Below are 16,491 nucleotides of genomic sequence, written 5' to 3'. Positions count from 1 at the left end.
AAGATTACCTCATTAAATACATTTTACCATATCCTTTGTTGAAATATTTATCAGTATCTACTTCGTTTCCGTATTGATCGAATGAAGGGAATTTATCAAGTTTATTGCCATTAAGATTTGTAATGACCCTATACAGATACACACCATTTGCCAGCTTTTGCCCATATTGATCTGTTCCATCCCATTTATAATCTGTAATATTTCTGCCCACATGTAAATTACCCAACTCCTGTTTTGTAATCTCCTTTACTATTTTGCCGGTGATGGTTAGTACCTGGATGCGCAGGTTTTGAGGTACCTGGCTGCCGGTAATGGTAAACACAAACGCGGTACTTGTTGTAAAGGGATTGGGGTAATTGAACATGTTTGAAATCATCGGTTTGTTATAAACCATGAAAGAGACGGTAAAGTCTGTACCGCCGGCCGCGTTGCCGGTTTTATCTTCTGCGTGAACAATTAACTGGTAAGTTCCGTCTGAAGTAAGATATGGAGTAAAATCGATTGTCGCTGTATTATCTGCCGAAGTAGGCGTTGCTCCGGTAAACCTCAAAGTATCTGTATTGAAATAAAAGCGCCTGATACTGCCGTCAGGATATTGGAGCTGCACTTTGCAGAGTGTAGTATCGTCAAGTAAGAGAAACTTCGATTCATCTTTTACCTTGATAAGTACATGCGGTTGCGACGAAACAATATCATTGTTTAAGATATGTACACCATCGAAAGTGACATCCATCACCGGCTTAAAGTTATCTGTAGTGACTTTGAATTTTTTGTAAAGAAAATTATTAAAGTGGTACTGCTCAGGCTGATCATTCTCAGGGTTAACATCAAGAAAAAGATTATTGTCTCCATTGAAATTTTTGGAATCGAATGTGTATTTCACAGTATCAACTTCGCCCGGTGCAAGTTTTTTTAGCTTACTTACAGCAAGCTGATTCGCAACGTTTGAAGCGTTATAAACGGTCAGATCTACTTTTATGCTATCAGTAAAAGGAACATCGCCAACATTTTTAAATGCCATCTGAAAATTGGTCTGCTCTCCTATACTAAGTGTGTCTTTAAAATTGTACAAAATATTTGGCGCCAGTGCTCCTTCCGGTACAGGATCGTATAACAAACGCCAATACCTTAACTGGTAAGCTGTGAGATTAACGCTATCGGCATTGCGCATGCGCAGTTTTATGTAGGGATAAGAAGATACATTGACAGATGATATATCAAAATCCTGTTGTGAGGGGCTTAGGTTATACAGTACTGTTTCAACACCACTGTTATTCACGCCAATCACATCTATTGTAGCAAGATCTCCTGCTTTGCTGTCTAATGAGCTGCCGCGCCATTTAACCTGTTTCCATGCAGCAGCAGGGCCGAAAGGTGGTGAGGTAATATACCCGAGTGTATCAGGGGTGGGAACATTTACCTGCAAAGCAATTTTGTCGGAAAGCCCATCGGTGAGTTTCCAGGCAGGAGCAAGAGATGCATCGTTCTTTTTGTACACAAACACCCAGGTACGTGGATAGGTGTACTGATCAAAACCCGCAAAACCGGCTGATTTAAAACGGGCATATGCAGTATTTCCCTGTCCGAAATAATTGGCATCATTTATCCAATGGTCAACCAGTGGCTGGGCATTAAATGGTTCATCAAATATCTGTCGTGCAGTAACAATAGCACCATCGGGAATCCAATCCATAAAGTCTCGTATCAACCTTCTGCCAAACGCTTTCCCGGGAACAGAATCGAGATACGAAAACTCGAAGTTGTACTCTGTGCCGGTTTTTCCTCCTGATGAATTACAGATAAGATTGTAACTGCCCATGAAACCTCCATACGTTCCTGAAGGAGATGTAGAAGGGTTTGCCTGGTTATAATATGGCTTAAGTGTAATAGGGTCAAATATGTTGAATATAACCGAATGGCCAAGACAAGCACTAGCCGTAATAGTCTGACCATTAATCTGAACCTGGTAGTCTCCCGGGCTTGCTGAACCACCACCACCCGCACCAAATATGGCATGCAAAATTGTTAAGAGGGAAGTGTCTTGTCTAAACGTCCATTTCCTGTTGTTGCTGTCTATGTAAATTCTGTCAGTCGCAGATTTCAGGTGCTGGTATAAATGTGATTGGTTATAACCATAACTACTATTTGCCAGGTAAACAAAACTACTTTTATTCCAGATGTAATTGCCATCGGCAGGCACCGGCGCCACACGCCAGTAATACACTGTACTGTCTGTGAAACTAATACCGGGATTAAATTCCAACACCCCTCCTGCAGATGTAATGTTTTCCCTGCGCTTTAATGTTGAATTGAACAGCTCAGTTGTATCAATTTCCATTGCATACTGCTTAACCGGGCTTAGCGGGTTTGCAGTTGAAGCGATCAACTTAATATTTTGCTTATTGACGATGCTATAATTGTATGGATAAACAGGTTTTAGTTCATCTTCGTAAATGAAGAATGTTTTTGTGACAAGGTTATTGGATTCACTCATTTCATCGGTGTATTTATTTGGGCCATCTATAGACACAATGAGTTTATTGGAACCAACATCTCTTGAAGCAATGATTGGAACAGTCATGGCAAAAGAATCCATGTATCTTACAGCAACGATGTCCTTATCAACGAGCGTTGTTATCGTATTATCGGGATGTTGCCACTTAATCGTTATCCTGACCATATCACCTTCTGCCTTACCAAGATTAAAGAAGTAAGATTTAATATTAAAACTGTTGTCTGCCACAGAAATAAAAGTTGGCTCCACGTATACCTTTGACTCTTCAACTGCGAAGTCTGGTTTTGCAAATGCATTGATCTTTAAAGCAGGGTCTCCGTGCAAAGTATTCTGTTCTGCATGCAGGTATTTGGTGGTTGAATCGAATCCAACATTCAAAAGATAGGTTGCTGCATCTTTCATGTTTTTGGAAACCGGCAGGTTATATCCTGCAACTGTTGAAAGTGATTCATAAAAACCCTGGTTATATACATGCAGGTAACTTTCAACACCAAAATGGGTACTAGCTATAAAAGCGATGCTGCCAAGGTCTTTTGCCAGCACAAATTTTTCTGACAATGAGGTAATGCGTGTAAGCCGCGAAGTGTCATATGAATAAATATTACCGGCATTACAACCGTTAACCAGGAAAACCGGGTATTTCCCCTGGTTTTTAAATGTTGTAGGTTCACCAAGGTTGTAGTCCAGTTGTGTTGCCGCGGAGTGACCGAAATAATTTAACAATGCAAGGCCGTTATTAAACTGGTTAGCCATCAGTGTTTGCGTGTAAGGCGTTTCCAAACCGGTGGCCACCCTGTTAAAGCTAAATACACTTCCTCCATATAAAGGCCCCTGTATGGTATCCCTGTATTCGTTCAAATGAGCAGTAAGCGCAGCATCGAGGCCGGCATCGCTGTTGGCACCGGTTACATGTACCATGTTTTTCATCCACTGCTTGTCTGCTACTGTCTGGTTACCTGTTTGCTGCCGGGTTTCATATTCCCGGATTTTGGAAAGATAAGTTTCCACCTCATCTGAACTAATAGCAGCAATGCGACCAATTGGCGTAGCAGGTACAGGATTAAGATCGCTGCTGGCGAGCAATACGTCTGAAGCAGGCCAGCCAAATGTTGGTACAAGATTCAACTGATCATCAAACACAGAACTTTCCCGTGCACGATACTCATTGTACGTAACAGCTTTCCCGATGAGCAATGCAAATTTTGGTGTAACAGTAAATCTTGACCGTGCGAAACCTAAAAAGTTTTTTACCGCAAGCGGATGCATTTTTATTCCATACGCAAACTGATCTACCAGCTCATCTATATAAAAGACCTTTGTATTGTAACCACCGCCCGGGGCAGAACCCCTGTAATTTTTGTAAGATTCTGCACCTGTTTGCAGTCTTTTGTTGGAAACAATAATATAGTCTGCCTGGTTAGCCGTATTGCTGAAATCGACAAACGTTTTTGATGTAAGTGCAGTTACACTTTGTATGTTACTAATGTCTTCACTAACCAGCACAAGTTTGCGGTCTGTGGCAGAAGGTGGTAAAGCAAATTTTAAAAAACCGCTGTTGGATATGGCGGTGTATCGCCTGGTATTGGTAAGGTCGTATAAAACGGGCACAGCAGTACCGCCGCTATTAAAACCATTTGCATCTATCTCCAGGTAATTTCCCTGGGTTGAAGCAGGTAATGTAAAAGTAAAACTGGCAGCACCACCAAAGTGAAACCTTCTTGCATAGGTAAGGCTTACAAAACCAACAGCCACACGGTCGTTTGTACTGGTGTTGTAGATAGAAATTGTAAAATTACTGGCTGTATTGTTGAGCAGTGACTGGCCGATGGGCGCTTCATTTGAAAACACCGCAGCGCTCATCTGCGTCAAACGTTTATCGATGACTTTGGTGTTATTCAGGTCAACCCTTACAAAGCGTACAAGATTGCTGTTTTGCTGGTTATAATCAAAAACAGAATTACCTGCAGCACTTACCTTTAGCGAAGGTGCCGGAACACCTGCCGCGGTAGAAGCATAAAGGTTTCCTGCATTCAATTGCAGTGCGTTAGCCTGCGTTACATCATTACTTGCCCAGAATTCGCCCACGTCATAGGTTGAAGAATATACATACTCACCAAAATAGGTTGCCCTGCCCCAGTTGAGTCTTTGCTGGTAATCCTGCCGGTACTCGTATAACAGGTACGGCTCCGGGGCCAGCGTATTTCCGGCAACATTGTTTACCGCATTTACTATTCTAAGATTGCTGCCAGTGGCTGCATTTACTGTAAGAAAATACACCGCTGTATCCGTTTCCAGGCTTAGCACATCACTAAGCTGGTTTGACGGGTTTTTATAAAGTGCTTTGTCAGGCTTGCCGTCATTCCGCTCGCCCCAGAATTCGATATACCCTGTTGCTGGTAAAACGCCTGTTAACACGCTTGTATAAATCGGCACCTGTTTACCATTTCTCCACAGTTGGAATTGCTCTGCAGGAACATTGCCTAACAAATTTGCTGAAAGGGTTTGCTGGCTGATCCTGTATAGACCTGTTTTGCCAACCTTGAACTTATAATAAGTTTTGCTGTAGTCTATCCACTCATTATTGTACTGCGCATTGCTTTGTTGTACAAACGCTATAACGCAACATGCAAACAAGGCAGACTTTAAAACAGCCGGTAACACTGAACCCCTGCGCATATGCCGCACAGCGAACAGAACGCACAAGAGTGCGACGCAACAAAAGCTTAATATTTGCAGTATAGCCTGGTACATAAATTTCACTTCCTTACTACACGCGATAGGCGGTTATGAACAAAGTTATTTATCATCTTAATAACGCATTGCAGCACGCTGCAGCTTAACCCGGGTAATAGAATTTTTGCTTTTTTTCTTTCTGCGGCCGCTGCAAAGCGGGTACACCATCATCCTTTTTCTCTTTAGGGCCACTTTTCTTTGGCAACAGATCAAGACGCAGAGAAAAGATATGTGAATACAACGGGTTGCCCTGGTTGGCCAGGTTGCTAAATGCATAATCGATGGTTACATTACCCAATTTAAAACCCGCGCCGATACTGGGCTGAAATATCCATACTTTTTTCTGGTTCAATGTATCACCATCGGCCAATGCCTGTTGAAAATTAGAGATGCCGCCGCGCAGAAAAAACACATCGCTAATGTTTGCTTCAAGACCAAATTTAGGATCTATACTTACCGGGTCTGCACTTAATACAGTGTTACGCTTACCATCGAAGGTCATATTGAAATTGGCTTCTGCCAGCAGGTGCAGCTTTTCGGCCAGCCTGAAGTTGTAGGCATAACCCAGGACCAATGTTGGCGATGTAAGTTCTGTGCTGCGCACCGGGATATCGTTATTGGTAAGGTAGAGTATTTCTTTTTCGCGCTCGTTAAAGCTGAAGCTCCAGGCGTTAAACGTACTGGTTACATCCCTCGCTGCAATGCCAATACGCCACTTCGGTGTTTTGTACATAAAACCGGCATCAAAACCAAAACCCCAAGCATTGGCGAAACTGCCTACTTTGCGATAAATGATTTTTGTGTTGGCACCCCAGCTCATTTGTACGCCGGTATTTTCATCATCTTTAAAAAGGTGCGAGTAAGACACGATAAAAGCATAATCTGCGGAGGAAAAACTCTGTATATTATTGTAATTGATGGAACCATCGGGCTCAACAAGGTAAAGCGTGTTCGGAATATCGTCCACGCCAAAACGCAGCAAAGAAATACCAAGCGTTTTGTATTTATCATTAAGTGGAAATGCACCGTTCAGGTAATCATACTTGCCAATACCGGCAAAATAATCTGCGTGCATAAAAGAAATGGCGGGATGCTCGTACACATATACCAGCCCGGCAGGGTTCCAATAGCCTGCACTGCCATCTTCTGTGCTGGCAACCTGTGCGCCACCCATGCCAAGGCCCCGGGCACCGGCACCAATATTTAAGAACTCATTGGAATATTTCCTGAACTGCGCAGAAGCACCCGCAACGGCAAACAACATCACAATAAGCAGGTTCTTTTTCAGGCACATAAGGTTATGTTACAGCGAAAATAAGCCACAAATGTTTTTAAAGTTTCATAAACGTAAAAAGGTACTGTTTGGTATCTGCAACAGTTGATCGTAAAAGTTAATATGTGGAAGAAAATGATGGGCCGGGTTGTAGTCTCAGAATTAAGCTTTTGTTGCGTCGCACTCTTGTACTGCAGGAACTTTACGCACCAGGTGCGAAGGTTCACCTGGTAGCAACCTGATCTCATGTAAAAATAAAAGACCCCGCCTCTGGCGGGGTCAACCTATACACTGTTCATAGTTGTTTTTAGATTACTTTGGTTGTAGCTTAATTTCACCTACATCAGTGGTAGCTTCTGTTTCAGCAACCACTACATCTTTCTTTCTTGTATTTGCGTACGGTTCCTGCGCTTCAATAATTACCGAGTATGTACCGGGTGTTACATCTTTAAATTCAAATGTCCCGGATTTAATATCTGCATGCAAGGTATCGCTTGACGAGATTGCCCAGGCCGTAGTAGCTTTTTCCGCAGGCGTTACAGAGCCCTTCAACGTGGCTTTTGTCTGAAACCCGTTAAAAGAAAAAAGCATTGCTGCTGAGCTTACCATTGCCAAGAGGGCCAGTTTTGTGTTTTTCATAATGCTATCATTTAATCATCGTTAAGTAATAGTGTTTCTAACTGCTAGCGGAGAGGATTATTTCAATGACTGTGCCACTACGGCAAGTGAAAAAACATTTTAACATATATAATATTTCAATAATTATTTTTTGTCTTGTGAGTAGTTTTCAAAAGAAAAATCCCCGTGATCATTGTTCACGGGGATGAATATGTTGAATAAACGAAACGGCTTATTGGGCAGTATCGGGTTGCAGCACCCCGTTTGAATCTGTACCTATTAAACCGCTTTCCGGAGTAGCTGATTTACCGGGGCCAAAGGTTTTTTCCAGCTGATCGAGTTGCTGCAGCAGCGCAGCAGCAGTGCGTTTCTCGTAATCCATATTTTCTGCCTTAAGATCTGTAAGAGCATCATAATAACGCACCTGTTGCTGCAGATCTTTCTTTACTGAGGCGGAAACCTTGGCTGCCAGTTTCTGATCACCCGCACGGTAACAAGCTTCGAGGAATGCGAGCGACAACCTGTTGTGTTCGTTGTTGCGCGACACTTCGCCGTACGCATAGTTTTCCTCAAGAATCATTTTATCAGACTTCTCCAATACTTTGCGGGCATCTTCTTCCCTGCCTTTCATGATAAGGTCGAACGAAAGTTCAATATCTGCTCTCCTGATGTCGTTCAGATGCCTGCGGTTTTCTTCATCGTAATAAACACCAGGCAGGTTTGCATTACCGTATTTCCATTTGTTTGGATCCATCAATAATTTATACATCCATTCTGTATTAATAGGCGACCCTTCTACCGGCACGAGCCTGTAAGCCATACCGTCTTTCCTGAGGAAGTTCTGGAATCCGAGCTCACCATATTGCATGGTGAAATAAATAGGACGTTTCCACTTGTTGGCTGCAATAATGTTCAGGATAGCAAGATCATTTTTCATCAATGCATTCCTGCCGGGAAGATCGAACCGGAGTTCCGGCACCACGCTGTCATTAGCGTTTACCGTGCCGTTTGCTTTTACGGTATTGAGGTCTACCGGCACAGAAACTTTACGTACAGGGAAGGTATTGTAGCTGTCGTCGCCGTTCACCAGCATCTTATTGGGGTCATCGCTGCCGACATAATTTTTCATCATGTCATACAGATCATAATAACGATTTTCAGGAAACTGTGGTTTTGGCTGGTAGAGAATGTAATCTCTTTTGCGGCCCTCTATCTGGGCTTTCGACCAGATCACATCAATAGAATCGCTGTTATTCACTTTGTAACGAAGCTGATTAATATACCAGTCGATACCCAGTAAGCTGGTATTAATCACACGCACATCAGTACGTATTCCTTCCACTTCCTGCGCATACCATAATGGATAAGTATCGTTGTCGCCAAATGAAAAGAGGATCGCATTCGGCGCGCAGCTTTCAAGATAATCTCTTGCCATATCTCTTGGCAATTGCTTTTTGCTGCGGTCATGATCATCCCATTCCTGTGCACCCATCAATACAGGTACCAGTAATGCAATAATGAACGACCCGTAGGTAATTACCTGCGGACTTTTCACCGCTTTCAGTATAAAAGGAATACCGGCGGCTATTGCTGCAAGTAAAACAAAGAAGCCTATACCAACCGTGATGCCCGCAGTGCCACCATAACCTGCCAGGCCAATGGAAAACATAAATATAAATGCTACTACAGAACCACCTACGAGAACATCCTGTAAAAGCTTTTTGTCCCACCGTGTGGCAAGGTCTATAAAATATGGTACTGCCAGGCCGATCCATACTGCAAATGCATAGAATGAACCCACGTAAGCATAATCACGTTCACGGGGTTGATAGCCGGGCTGGTTAAGGTAAATAATGATAGCAAAACCGGTTCCGATAAACAACATCATATTTACCAGTGCATCACTGCCTTTTCGCTTAAAATGGTAGAACATACCAATCAGGCCGAGGATAAACGGCAACATAAACATGGTGTTATGCGACTTATTATTTTTTAGGCTGTCTGGCAACACGCTTTGGTTCCCGTACAATGCATTATCGATAATGGAGATGCCGCTAATCCAGTTTCCATCTCTTACGTTGCCGGCAAATACGCCCTGCAGGTCATCCTGTTTACCGCTGAAATTCCACATGAAATAGCGGATATACATGAAGTATGTCTGGTAACTGATGAAATATTTAATATTTTCAAAGAATGTTGGCCCACGCTCATACTGGCCGTCCTGGCTTTTGCCTATCTGAAGAAAATAGGCATAATAATCTGCGTGCCCCTGGTCATTGCTGGCATCCCACATACGGGGGAAAATCATTTTATCTTCCTTACGGTACACGTATTTTACATCTTTACCTATTTCCAGGTACTTGCCATTGGATTTTGTGTATTTTGTAGAACCCTCTGCGTAGTTGGCCGGGCTTGCATTGAATGTTTGTCCATACAGGATCGGGAAGTCACCATACTGCTCACGACCGAGATAACCTACAAGGCTCATAGGGTTATCTACATTATACATATCTATTGAAGGATCTGCATTACTGCGGATCATTGTAATAATATAGGTACTGTAACCAATCAGTAAAAAAGTGAAACACCAAAGTGCCAGGCGCAGGTAAGACAGTCCTTTCTTGGAAGCAAATTTTAAACCGTACCATGTTGCCGCCGCAACGAGGATAAAAAAGAACGTGAAGCCTGAGAAAAATGGTAATCCGAAACTGTTCACAAAAAGGATATCGAACTGCCCGGCGGCTTTTATGGTATACTGTATTACGGCGATCTGCACAATGCCAACTACTACAAAACCAAGTACCAGGAATATATAGGCTCCGCCGTATAGCTCTTTCTTTTCTTTATTGATACGCTCAACAAGTGATAACAAACCGATAGCCGCTGCGGCACCCAATAACATTAGCATGCCAACAGTACCATCGAGTGTAACGCCTCTTTCTGCGTTTACTTCAGATTGTGCACCTATAAGCGCCAGAACAAAGGCAACGGCGCCGCCTGCAATAATTGTCCAGATAAAATATTTTCTTATGGCTGCATAGTTGAACAGGTGCCTTCTTCTAAAATAAAAGGCCAGTACAATAGCAGGTAAACAAAGTAAACACAAAAGGTGCACACCAATGGATAGACCGATCATGAAGAAAATGAATACAATCCATTTGTCTGAACCCGGCTCATCTGCCTGGCTATCCCACTTAAGTACACCCCAGAATACGATAGCAGTAAAGAACGAACTCATTGCATATACCTCGCCTTCCACAGCACTGTACCAGAATGAATCTGAAAAGGTATAAGCCAATGCACCTACAATACCGGCGCCCATAATACTTACAAGCTGTGTAGATGTTAGCTTCGCATCATCAGGCTGAACCATTTTTTTTGCAAAATGGGTAATGGACCAGAACAGGAATAAAATACTGAAGCCGCTGGCCAGCGCACTCATTACATTCACCGCTTTCGCAGCTGTATTTGGATCATCTCCAAAAAGCACAACGAATATTCTGCCGAGCATCGTAAATAACGGTGCACCCGGCGGGTGTGGAACCTGTAGTTTAAAACAACTGCTCACAAACTCACCGCAGTCCCAAAAGCTGCCGCCAGCCTCGCTGGTCAAAATATACACTGCACAGGCGAATAACCCTACAATCCAACCCGTAACAACATTGGTCTTCTTGAAATTCATACCGGTTTATGGTTTTTAAAAAGTGTCGCAAACCTATCGTAAAAATACTGAAATCGAAAATTGAAGATTTTTTTTAAGTATTCGCTGTGATTCAGGCTTGGCGCTGCTTACACCAACAAGGCGGATTTGCCATTGCACAAAGGATTTCAGCAACGACACACGTGCTTCATTACACTATTAGTAAAAGGCATTTATTCACAGTCGCACGCCCATTCTTTTCCTAAATCTATCACCGTAACTACTGTAACCTCATCGTTGCAGGGCGCAAATATGATTCTTACCTTTTGGTTATCTTTTGTATTGCCTTCTACCGCGTACCGCTTTTTACACTCCTCTCCCTTCAGGTCGCTTTTTGTGTAATTGACCTTACCTTTTTGCAAGACATCTTTTACTTCTGCTTCGCTGATATGCCTGCAATTCATCCGGCAGCGGGCATGTCTGGAATAATTAATAACGGCCGGGTTGCGGTTGAGGCCCCGCTTACCAGGCTGTTCCATTTGGGCAGGGTTGCTTTCTTTTACCGCTCCGCTATTGGTATTGTTGCACTGCTTCAATATTAATGCAATGATGGCGAGCACAACAAGCAGCATGAGCGGTAATGCTTTTTTCATACGTGGTAAAAATAGTAAATATATAAGCTCTTAATGACAACGGAAGAAAACTGTGCCGCTGCGAACCCTGTTGATTAACGTACCGAACGGTGCAGTGAGTGACACAACAGGCGATGCCACATGCACTGCTGCACACCTCCAGCTACAAAAACACCGCCCTGCAGAAAGGACTGATAAATGTGAAGTCTTCTTATCTTTGCGCCCTTATGGAAAAGCGGACGGTAGCATTTCATACATTAGGTTGCAAGCTCAATTTTTCGGAGACTTCTACACTCAGCCGCATGCTGGAAAACGATGGCTTTGAGAAAAAAGATTTTGATGAGCTGGCTGATGTGTATGTGATCAATACCTGCTCTGTAACAGATAATGCAGACAAGGAGTGCAGGCAGATTGTGCGGCGCATTCAGCGTAAGGCACCGCAAAGCCTGGTGGTTGTTACGGGTTGCTATGCGCAGTTGAAACCGAAAGAGATTGCTGAAATACCGGGCGTAAGCCTTGTATTGGGTGCTGCTGAGAAATTTAACATTGGTGCACATATAAGAGAACTTGCCAAGGGTGACTCTGCCAGAATTTCCAGTTGCGATATAGAGGAGGTAAGCGGTTTTACAGCCTCTTATTCTTTACACGACAGAACGAGAACATTTTTAAAGGTGCAGGATGGTTGCGATTACAATTGTGCTTTTTGCACCATTCCCATGGCCCGTGGCAAAAGCCGCAGTGATACTATTGAAAATGTGTTGCGCAATGCCAGGGAGCTGGCCGCAGGTGGTGTAAAAGAAATTGTATTGACCGGTGTGAACCTTGGGGATTTTGGGAAAGGGCCGGATGGCATTGGTGTAAGTATAGGTATAAACGACCGGGAAGAAAACTTTTACGAACTCATCAGGCAACTGGATGAGGTGGAAGGTATAGAGCGCTACCGTATTTCTTCGATAGAACCCAATTTGCTTACCAACCAGATCATTGAATTTGTAAGCAACAGTAAAAAGTTTATGCCGCATTTTCATATACCCCTGCAAAGTGGCTGCAATAAAACGCTTGCGGCAATGCGCAGGCGGTATAAACGGGAACTATATGCAGAACGTGTTGGGTTAATCAAAACCTTAATGCCGCATTGTTGTATAGGTGTAGATGTTATAGTTGGTTTTCCCGGGGAAACGGAAGAAGATTTTAAAGAGACATTTGATTTCCTGCATGCACTGGATGTTTCTTACCTCCATGTATTTACCTACTCAGAAAGAGACAACACAAAAGCATTGGAGATAAAGCCGGTGGTGCCGGTAAATGTTCGTCATGAGCGCAATAAGATTTTGCGTAACTTGAGCTATATGAAAATGCAGTTCTTTACACAACAACATGCCGGTCAAACAAGAAAGGTGTTGTTCGAAGGTCATGAAAAGAACGGCATGATGGAAGGTTATACCGACAATTATATCCGTATTACAGTACCTTATCAACCGGCCCTGGCAAACAATATTGTTGACCGGGCCATTTGATTAACGAAAGCCTGCCGCTTGTAAAATTTGTGAGTTATGAAAAAATTTCAGGCAATCATTCATTTTGATATGGACGAGCAGTTTATGAGCCTCGTGCCACCACACCGTACCTACATCAACTATCTCATTAACAAGAATATCATAGACAGTTACGTGGTTAGCATGGAAACACAAACTGTATGGATCACTTTTAATGCCGAAACCAAAGAAGAGGTAAGCACCCACCTCGATAAATCTCCGCTTAAGAAATACTGGGATTACAGCGTGGAAGAACTCTTCGTGTACGATGGACAATTATACAGGCTGCCTTCGGTGCAGTTGAATTAGTGTATATGTCTGCTGTAGCTTTTCATGGCATCGCCGGTTGTGTCACTCACTTGTGCCTATGGTTTTTCATGGCATCTACGGGTTCCGGCTATCCTGCTTTGTAAAAAACAATACCTGCATTATTAGTGTAAGATGCCACAAATAACCTGCCCTGCATAGGCTACGTTAATGCACAGTTAATAGCCATGTATCAAATAAACCAATCGATTTTCTTTTCATCTGTTACAACGGTTTACAATTTTAAATGATTAAAAACATACACAATGAAAAGAATAATGCTCTCCGCTGCCGCAATCATGATTATTTCTGCATCATTTGCAAACACAGTTAAAAGATCTGCTGATAATACTAAAGCAAACAACGATTACCAGGCATTATCAAAAAAATTTCCTGGTATCACTGCTACTGTTCCTTCAACCATCACGCTTAATAATAAGCTGGAGATAAAAAATGAAACAGACGACAATATTGAACCCACAGATTACATGGTTATGATGTCCGGGAAACACTTTGGTGAAACTGCCTTCTACACAAAAGATGGCCGGTTGCTGGGCTACCGGGAAATGGTAAAAGATGCAGGTATTCCTGATGCTGTGAAAGAGGCAATCGTTTCAAAACATGTAAACGCCGCTATCACATCAGATAAAGAATTCTTGCAGGACAAACACAACGTTATAACGAAAACATACGCAGTAAAATTTACAGATGGTAAAAAACATTACAAAGCACTTGTAAAAGAAGATGGCACCGTTAAGCGTATGCAGAGACATTTAATTTAAGCAACCAAAGCGGTCGCGGCTTTCGCCGCGACCGCTTTGGTTTTATATAAACCCCGTTACAATTTAATGTTTACAGAAAGCATGAAATTTGTACCGGCCATCGGATAATAATAGTTATCATTTATCAATGCTCCTTCATAATAGTATGCATAAGTGTACCCGTTCGGTTCATACTTTTTGTTGAATACATTATTAACCTGGAAGATAATGTTCCACTGCTTAAACAACATGTTATTGATGGTATAGATAGCTCTTACATCCTGCAGGTAGTAAGCATCAAGGCTCCGTGCCTTATTCTGTGTGTTATCCATATATTGCCGGCCAACATATTTGCTCAGCAGCGATAGTTCCGCATTCTTCACCGGTGTAAGCGTAATATTACCGCTTCCGGTTATTGCCGGTGAGAAAGAGATATCTGTATTGGAATGTTCAACAGCCTGCTGCTTTCCATCGTCCCAGTTATCGATATACTCGGTAAAAGACTTAATCTTATTGTTGCTCAGTGTTACATTCGCATTTGCATTCAGCCAGTTTGTTAGTACAACACCGCCCTGCAGTTCAACACCCATGCGGTAACTGGACGGCACGTTGATCCTCGTATAACTGCCCACATCATTAATTTTCCCGGTTAGTACCAACTGATTATTGTAGTACATGTAGTAAAAAGTGGCCCCCCAGCTATACTGCCGGTTCTTTTTTTCTACGCCGAGTTCTGCATCGTGCAGTGTTTCGTAAGTTGGTTGTTCTGTTGCACCGGCTTCAAAATCGTCGCGGTTGGGCTCCCTGTGTGCCAATGCGTAGCTGGCATAAATACGATACCCGTTGTTAAAATAACTGAAGCCGGCTTTTGGATTGAGGAAGTTGAACTTACGGTTGATCAACAATCCGGGATTGTCTTTAAACCCATTCATTGTATGTTGCACACGCCTGTACTGCACATCTGTAAAAATGTTCCAGTTAGGGTTGAACTGGTGCAACCATTTTGCATAAACATTCGCATCAGACTTATACGCCGTAAGGTTGTAGTAGCGGTAATCTTTTGGAATGCCCAGGTTTGCCCAGATCACATCACCATAATGTTTTCCATCATATTTGGTCCAGCTGCCGCCCACCGTTAATTCATCTTTTGCTTTTTTATATTGTACCGAAAATACCTGGCCATAAAAATAGTTATCGAGCCAGCGGTCCCGCACCAGGTCTGTATTGGTAATGGTGTCCCCGCCTATAACAGGGTTGGTTAATCCATAATTTTCAAAACCTTGTTCTGCTTTGTATTCTTCGTAGTAACCTTTACCACGTGTAAGAAACGAGGCAATGTTTAAACTCCAGTTATCACTCAATACCTGGTTAAAGAATAACTGGTAATGATCCTGCTGGTAATTGTCTGTCTGATTGTTATAAGGTTCTCCTGCTTTTTCAGTTCCTGCAGGGTTGTAGGTCCTGTTTGTTGACAGTAAAGCTTCCGGTACACCATACCATGCCTGGTAAGTGCGTTCTTTGCCGGAAAAGACGTTTAACCGCACAGAGGTTTTTTTACTGGTATAAGCCGGCGAAAAATAAAATGACTGAAGACTGCTGGCAGCTCTGTCAATATATCCGTCGCTGCTTACACGGCTTAGTCTTGCATCGAAAGTAAAGTGGTCATTAACCAAACCGGTACCCGCTTTTACAGTATTCTTCCAGGTATTGAATGATCCAAAACTGTTATTGGCTTCGGCATAGGCTTTTTCATTGAATTCGTTTGTACTCATATTGATTGTGGCCCCAAACGCTCCTGAACCATTGGTGGAAGTACCTACACCTCTTTGTACCTGTATGGAGTTTACAGAAGAAGCAAAATCTGGCAGGTCTACAAAAAATGAACCCTGGCTTTCTGCATCGTTGTAAGGAATACCGTTGAGTGTAACGTTTATTCGGGTGCCATCTGTTCCCCGTATGCGTATGCCTGTGTAACCTACGCCATTGCCTGCATCGGAGTTTACCACAACAGAAGGTGTCTGATTAAGCAGGAAAGGAATATCCTGCCCCTGGTTAAGCTTTACAATCTGGTCTTTACCAAGGTCTGTTTTTGTGAATGGTGAGCGCTCAGATGCACGCACAGCCTTTACTTCCAGCGGCTCCAGCAGGTAGGCCAGTTCCTGCATTACAATGCTAAACTGCCTGTTTGCCAATGCTGTGAAATTTTCTGTTACTGCCTGCAGGCCTACATACTGTGTTACCAGTTTACATGTACTGTTGGCTGCAACATTTGTAAACTCAAATGCGCCGCCGGTGTTGGTCAGTGATGTTCTTTCTTTTTTTCCGTTGATACTTAATGTAACCGTTACGCCCTGCAATGCTTTGTTGTTTTTGTCAGTTACAATGCCAGAGACAGTGATTTGTGCAAATGTTGTAACAGCCAGCACAAAAGCTGCAATTGTTCCCAAAAACTTCTTCATGATACTCATTTTTTCGTAC

At 42.8% G+C, this 16,491-nt stretch carries 9 protein-coding genes; 3 read left to right on the top strand and 6 right to left on the bottom strand.

The features are described 5' to 3' along the window. Positions 1-4: 4 nt before the first annotated feature. From porU2 to I5907_RS12145, 5 genes are all read right to left on the bottom strand, one after another. On the bottom strand, positions 5-5,149 hold the full coding sequence (gene porU2, locus I5907_RS12165; RefSeq protein WP_196991091.1) for a putative type IX secretion system sortase PorU2: 5,145 nt from the start codon (positions 5,147-5,149) through the stop codon (positions 5-7). Positions 5,150-5,351: 202 nt separating this feature from the next. Further along, entirely contained in the window at positions 5,352-6,542 is a 1,191-nt protein-coding gene (locus tag I5907_RS12160; protein ID WP_196991090.1) for a putative type IX sorting system protein PorV2, read from the bottom strand. 291 nt (positions 6,543-6,833) lie between these two features. Further along, positions 6,834-7,160 (bottom strand): peptidase associated/transthyretin-like domain-containing protein, encoded by a 327-nt coding sequence (locus tag I5907_RS12155; RefSeq protein ID WP_196991089.1) that lies wholly within the window; start codon positions 7,158-7,160, stop codon positions 6,834-6,836. A gap of 211 nt (positions 7,161-7,371) precedes the next feature. After that, positions 7,372-10,821, bottom strand: coding sequence for a glycosyltransferase family 117 protein (locus tag I5907_RS21665; protein ID WP_231402091.1), 3,450 nt, complete (start codon positions 10,819-10,821; stop codon positions 7,372-7,374). 191 nt (positions 10,822-11,012) lie between these two features. After that, a complete protein-coding gene (locus I5907_RS12145; protein WP_196991088.1) occupies positions 11,013-11,432 on the bottom strand; it encodes a DUF4258 domain-containing protein in 420 nt (139 codons plus the stop codon). Between the two features lie 206 nt (positions 11,433-11,638). On the opposite strand from I5907_RS12145, the gene mtaB reads away from it, so the two are divergent. From mtaB to I5907_RS12130, 3 genes are all read left to right on the top strand, one after another. Beyond that, on the top strand, positions 11,639-12,928 hold the full coding sequence (gene mtaB, locus I5907_RS12140) for a tRNA (N(6)-L-threonylcarbamoyladenosine(37)-C(2))-methylthiotransferase MtaB (protein WP_196991087.1): 1,290 nt from the start codon (positions 11,639-11,641) through the stop codon (positions 12,926-12,928). 36 nt (positions 12,929-12,964) lie between these two features. Beyond that, positions 12,965-13,255, top strand: coding sequence for a hypothetical protein (locus tag I5907_RS12135; RefSeq protein ID WP_196991086.1), 291 nt, complete (start codon positions 12,965-12,967; stop codon positions 13,253-13,255). 263 nt (positions 13,256-13,518) lie between these two features. Continuing rightward, positions 13,519-14,034: a hypothetical protein gene (locus I5907_RS12130; RefSeq protein WP_196991085.1), complete on the top strand. Its 516-nt coding sequence runs from the start codon at positions 13,519-13,521 to the stop codon at positions 14,032-14,034. Positions 14,035-14,090: 56 nt separating this feature from the next. Here the strand turns inward: I5907_RS12130 and I5907_RS12125 are convergent, their stop codons facing one another. Then, entirely contained in the window at positions 14,091-16,472 is a 2,382-nt protein-coding gene (locus tag I5907_RS12125) for a TonB-dependent receptor (RefSeq protein ID WP_196991084.1), read from the bottom strand. Positions 16,473-16,491 lie beyond the last annotated feature (19 nt).

Source organism: Panacibacter microcysteis (genome assembly GCF_015831355.1).
GTDB lineage: Bacteria > Bacteroidota > Bacteroidia > Chitinophagales > Chitinophagaceae > Panacibacter > Panacibacter microcysteis.
This window is presented reverse-complemented; position numbering and strand designations above follow the sequence as displayed.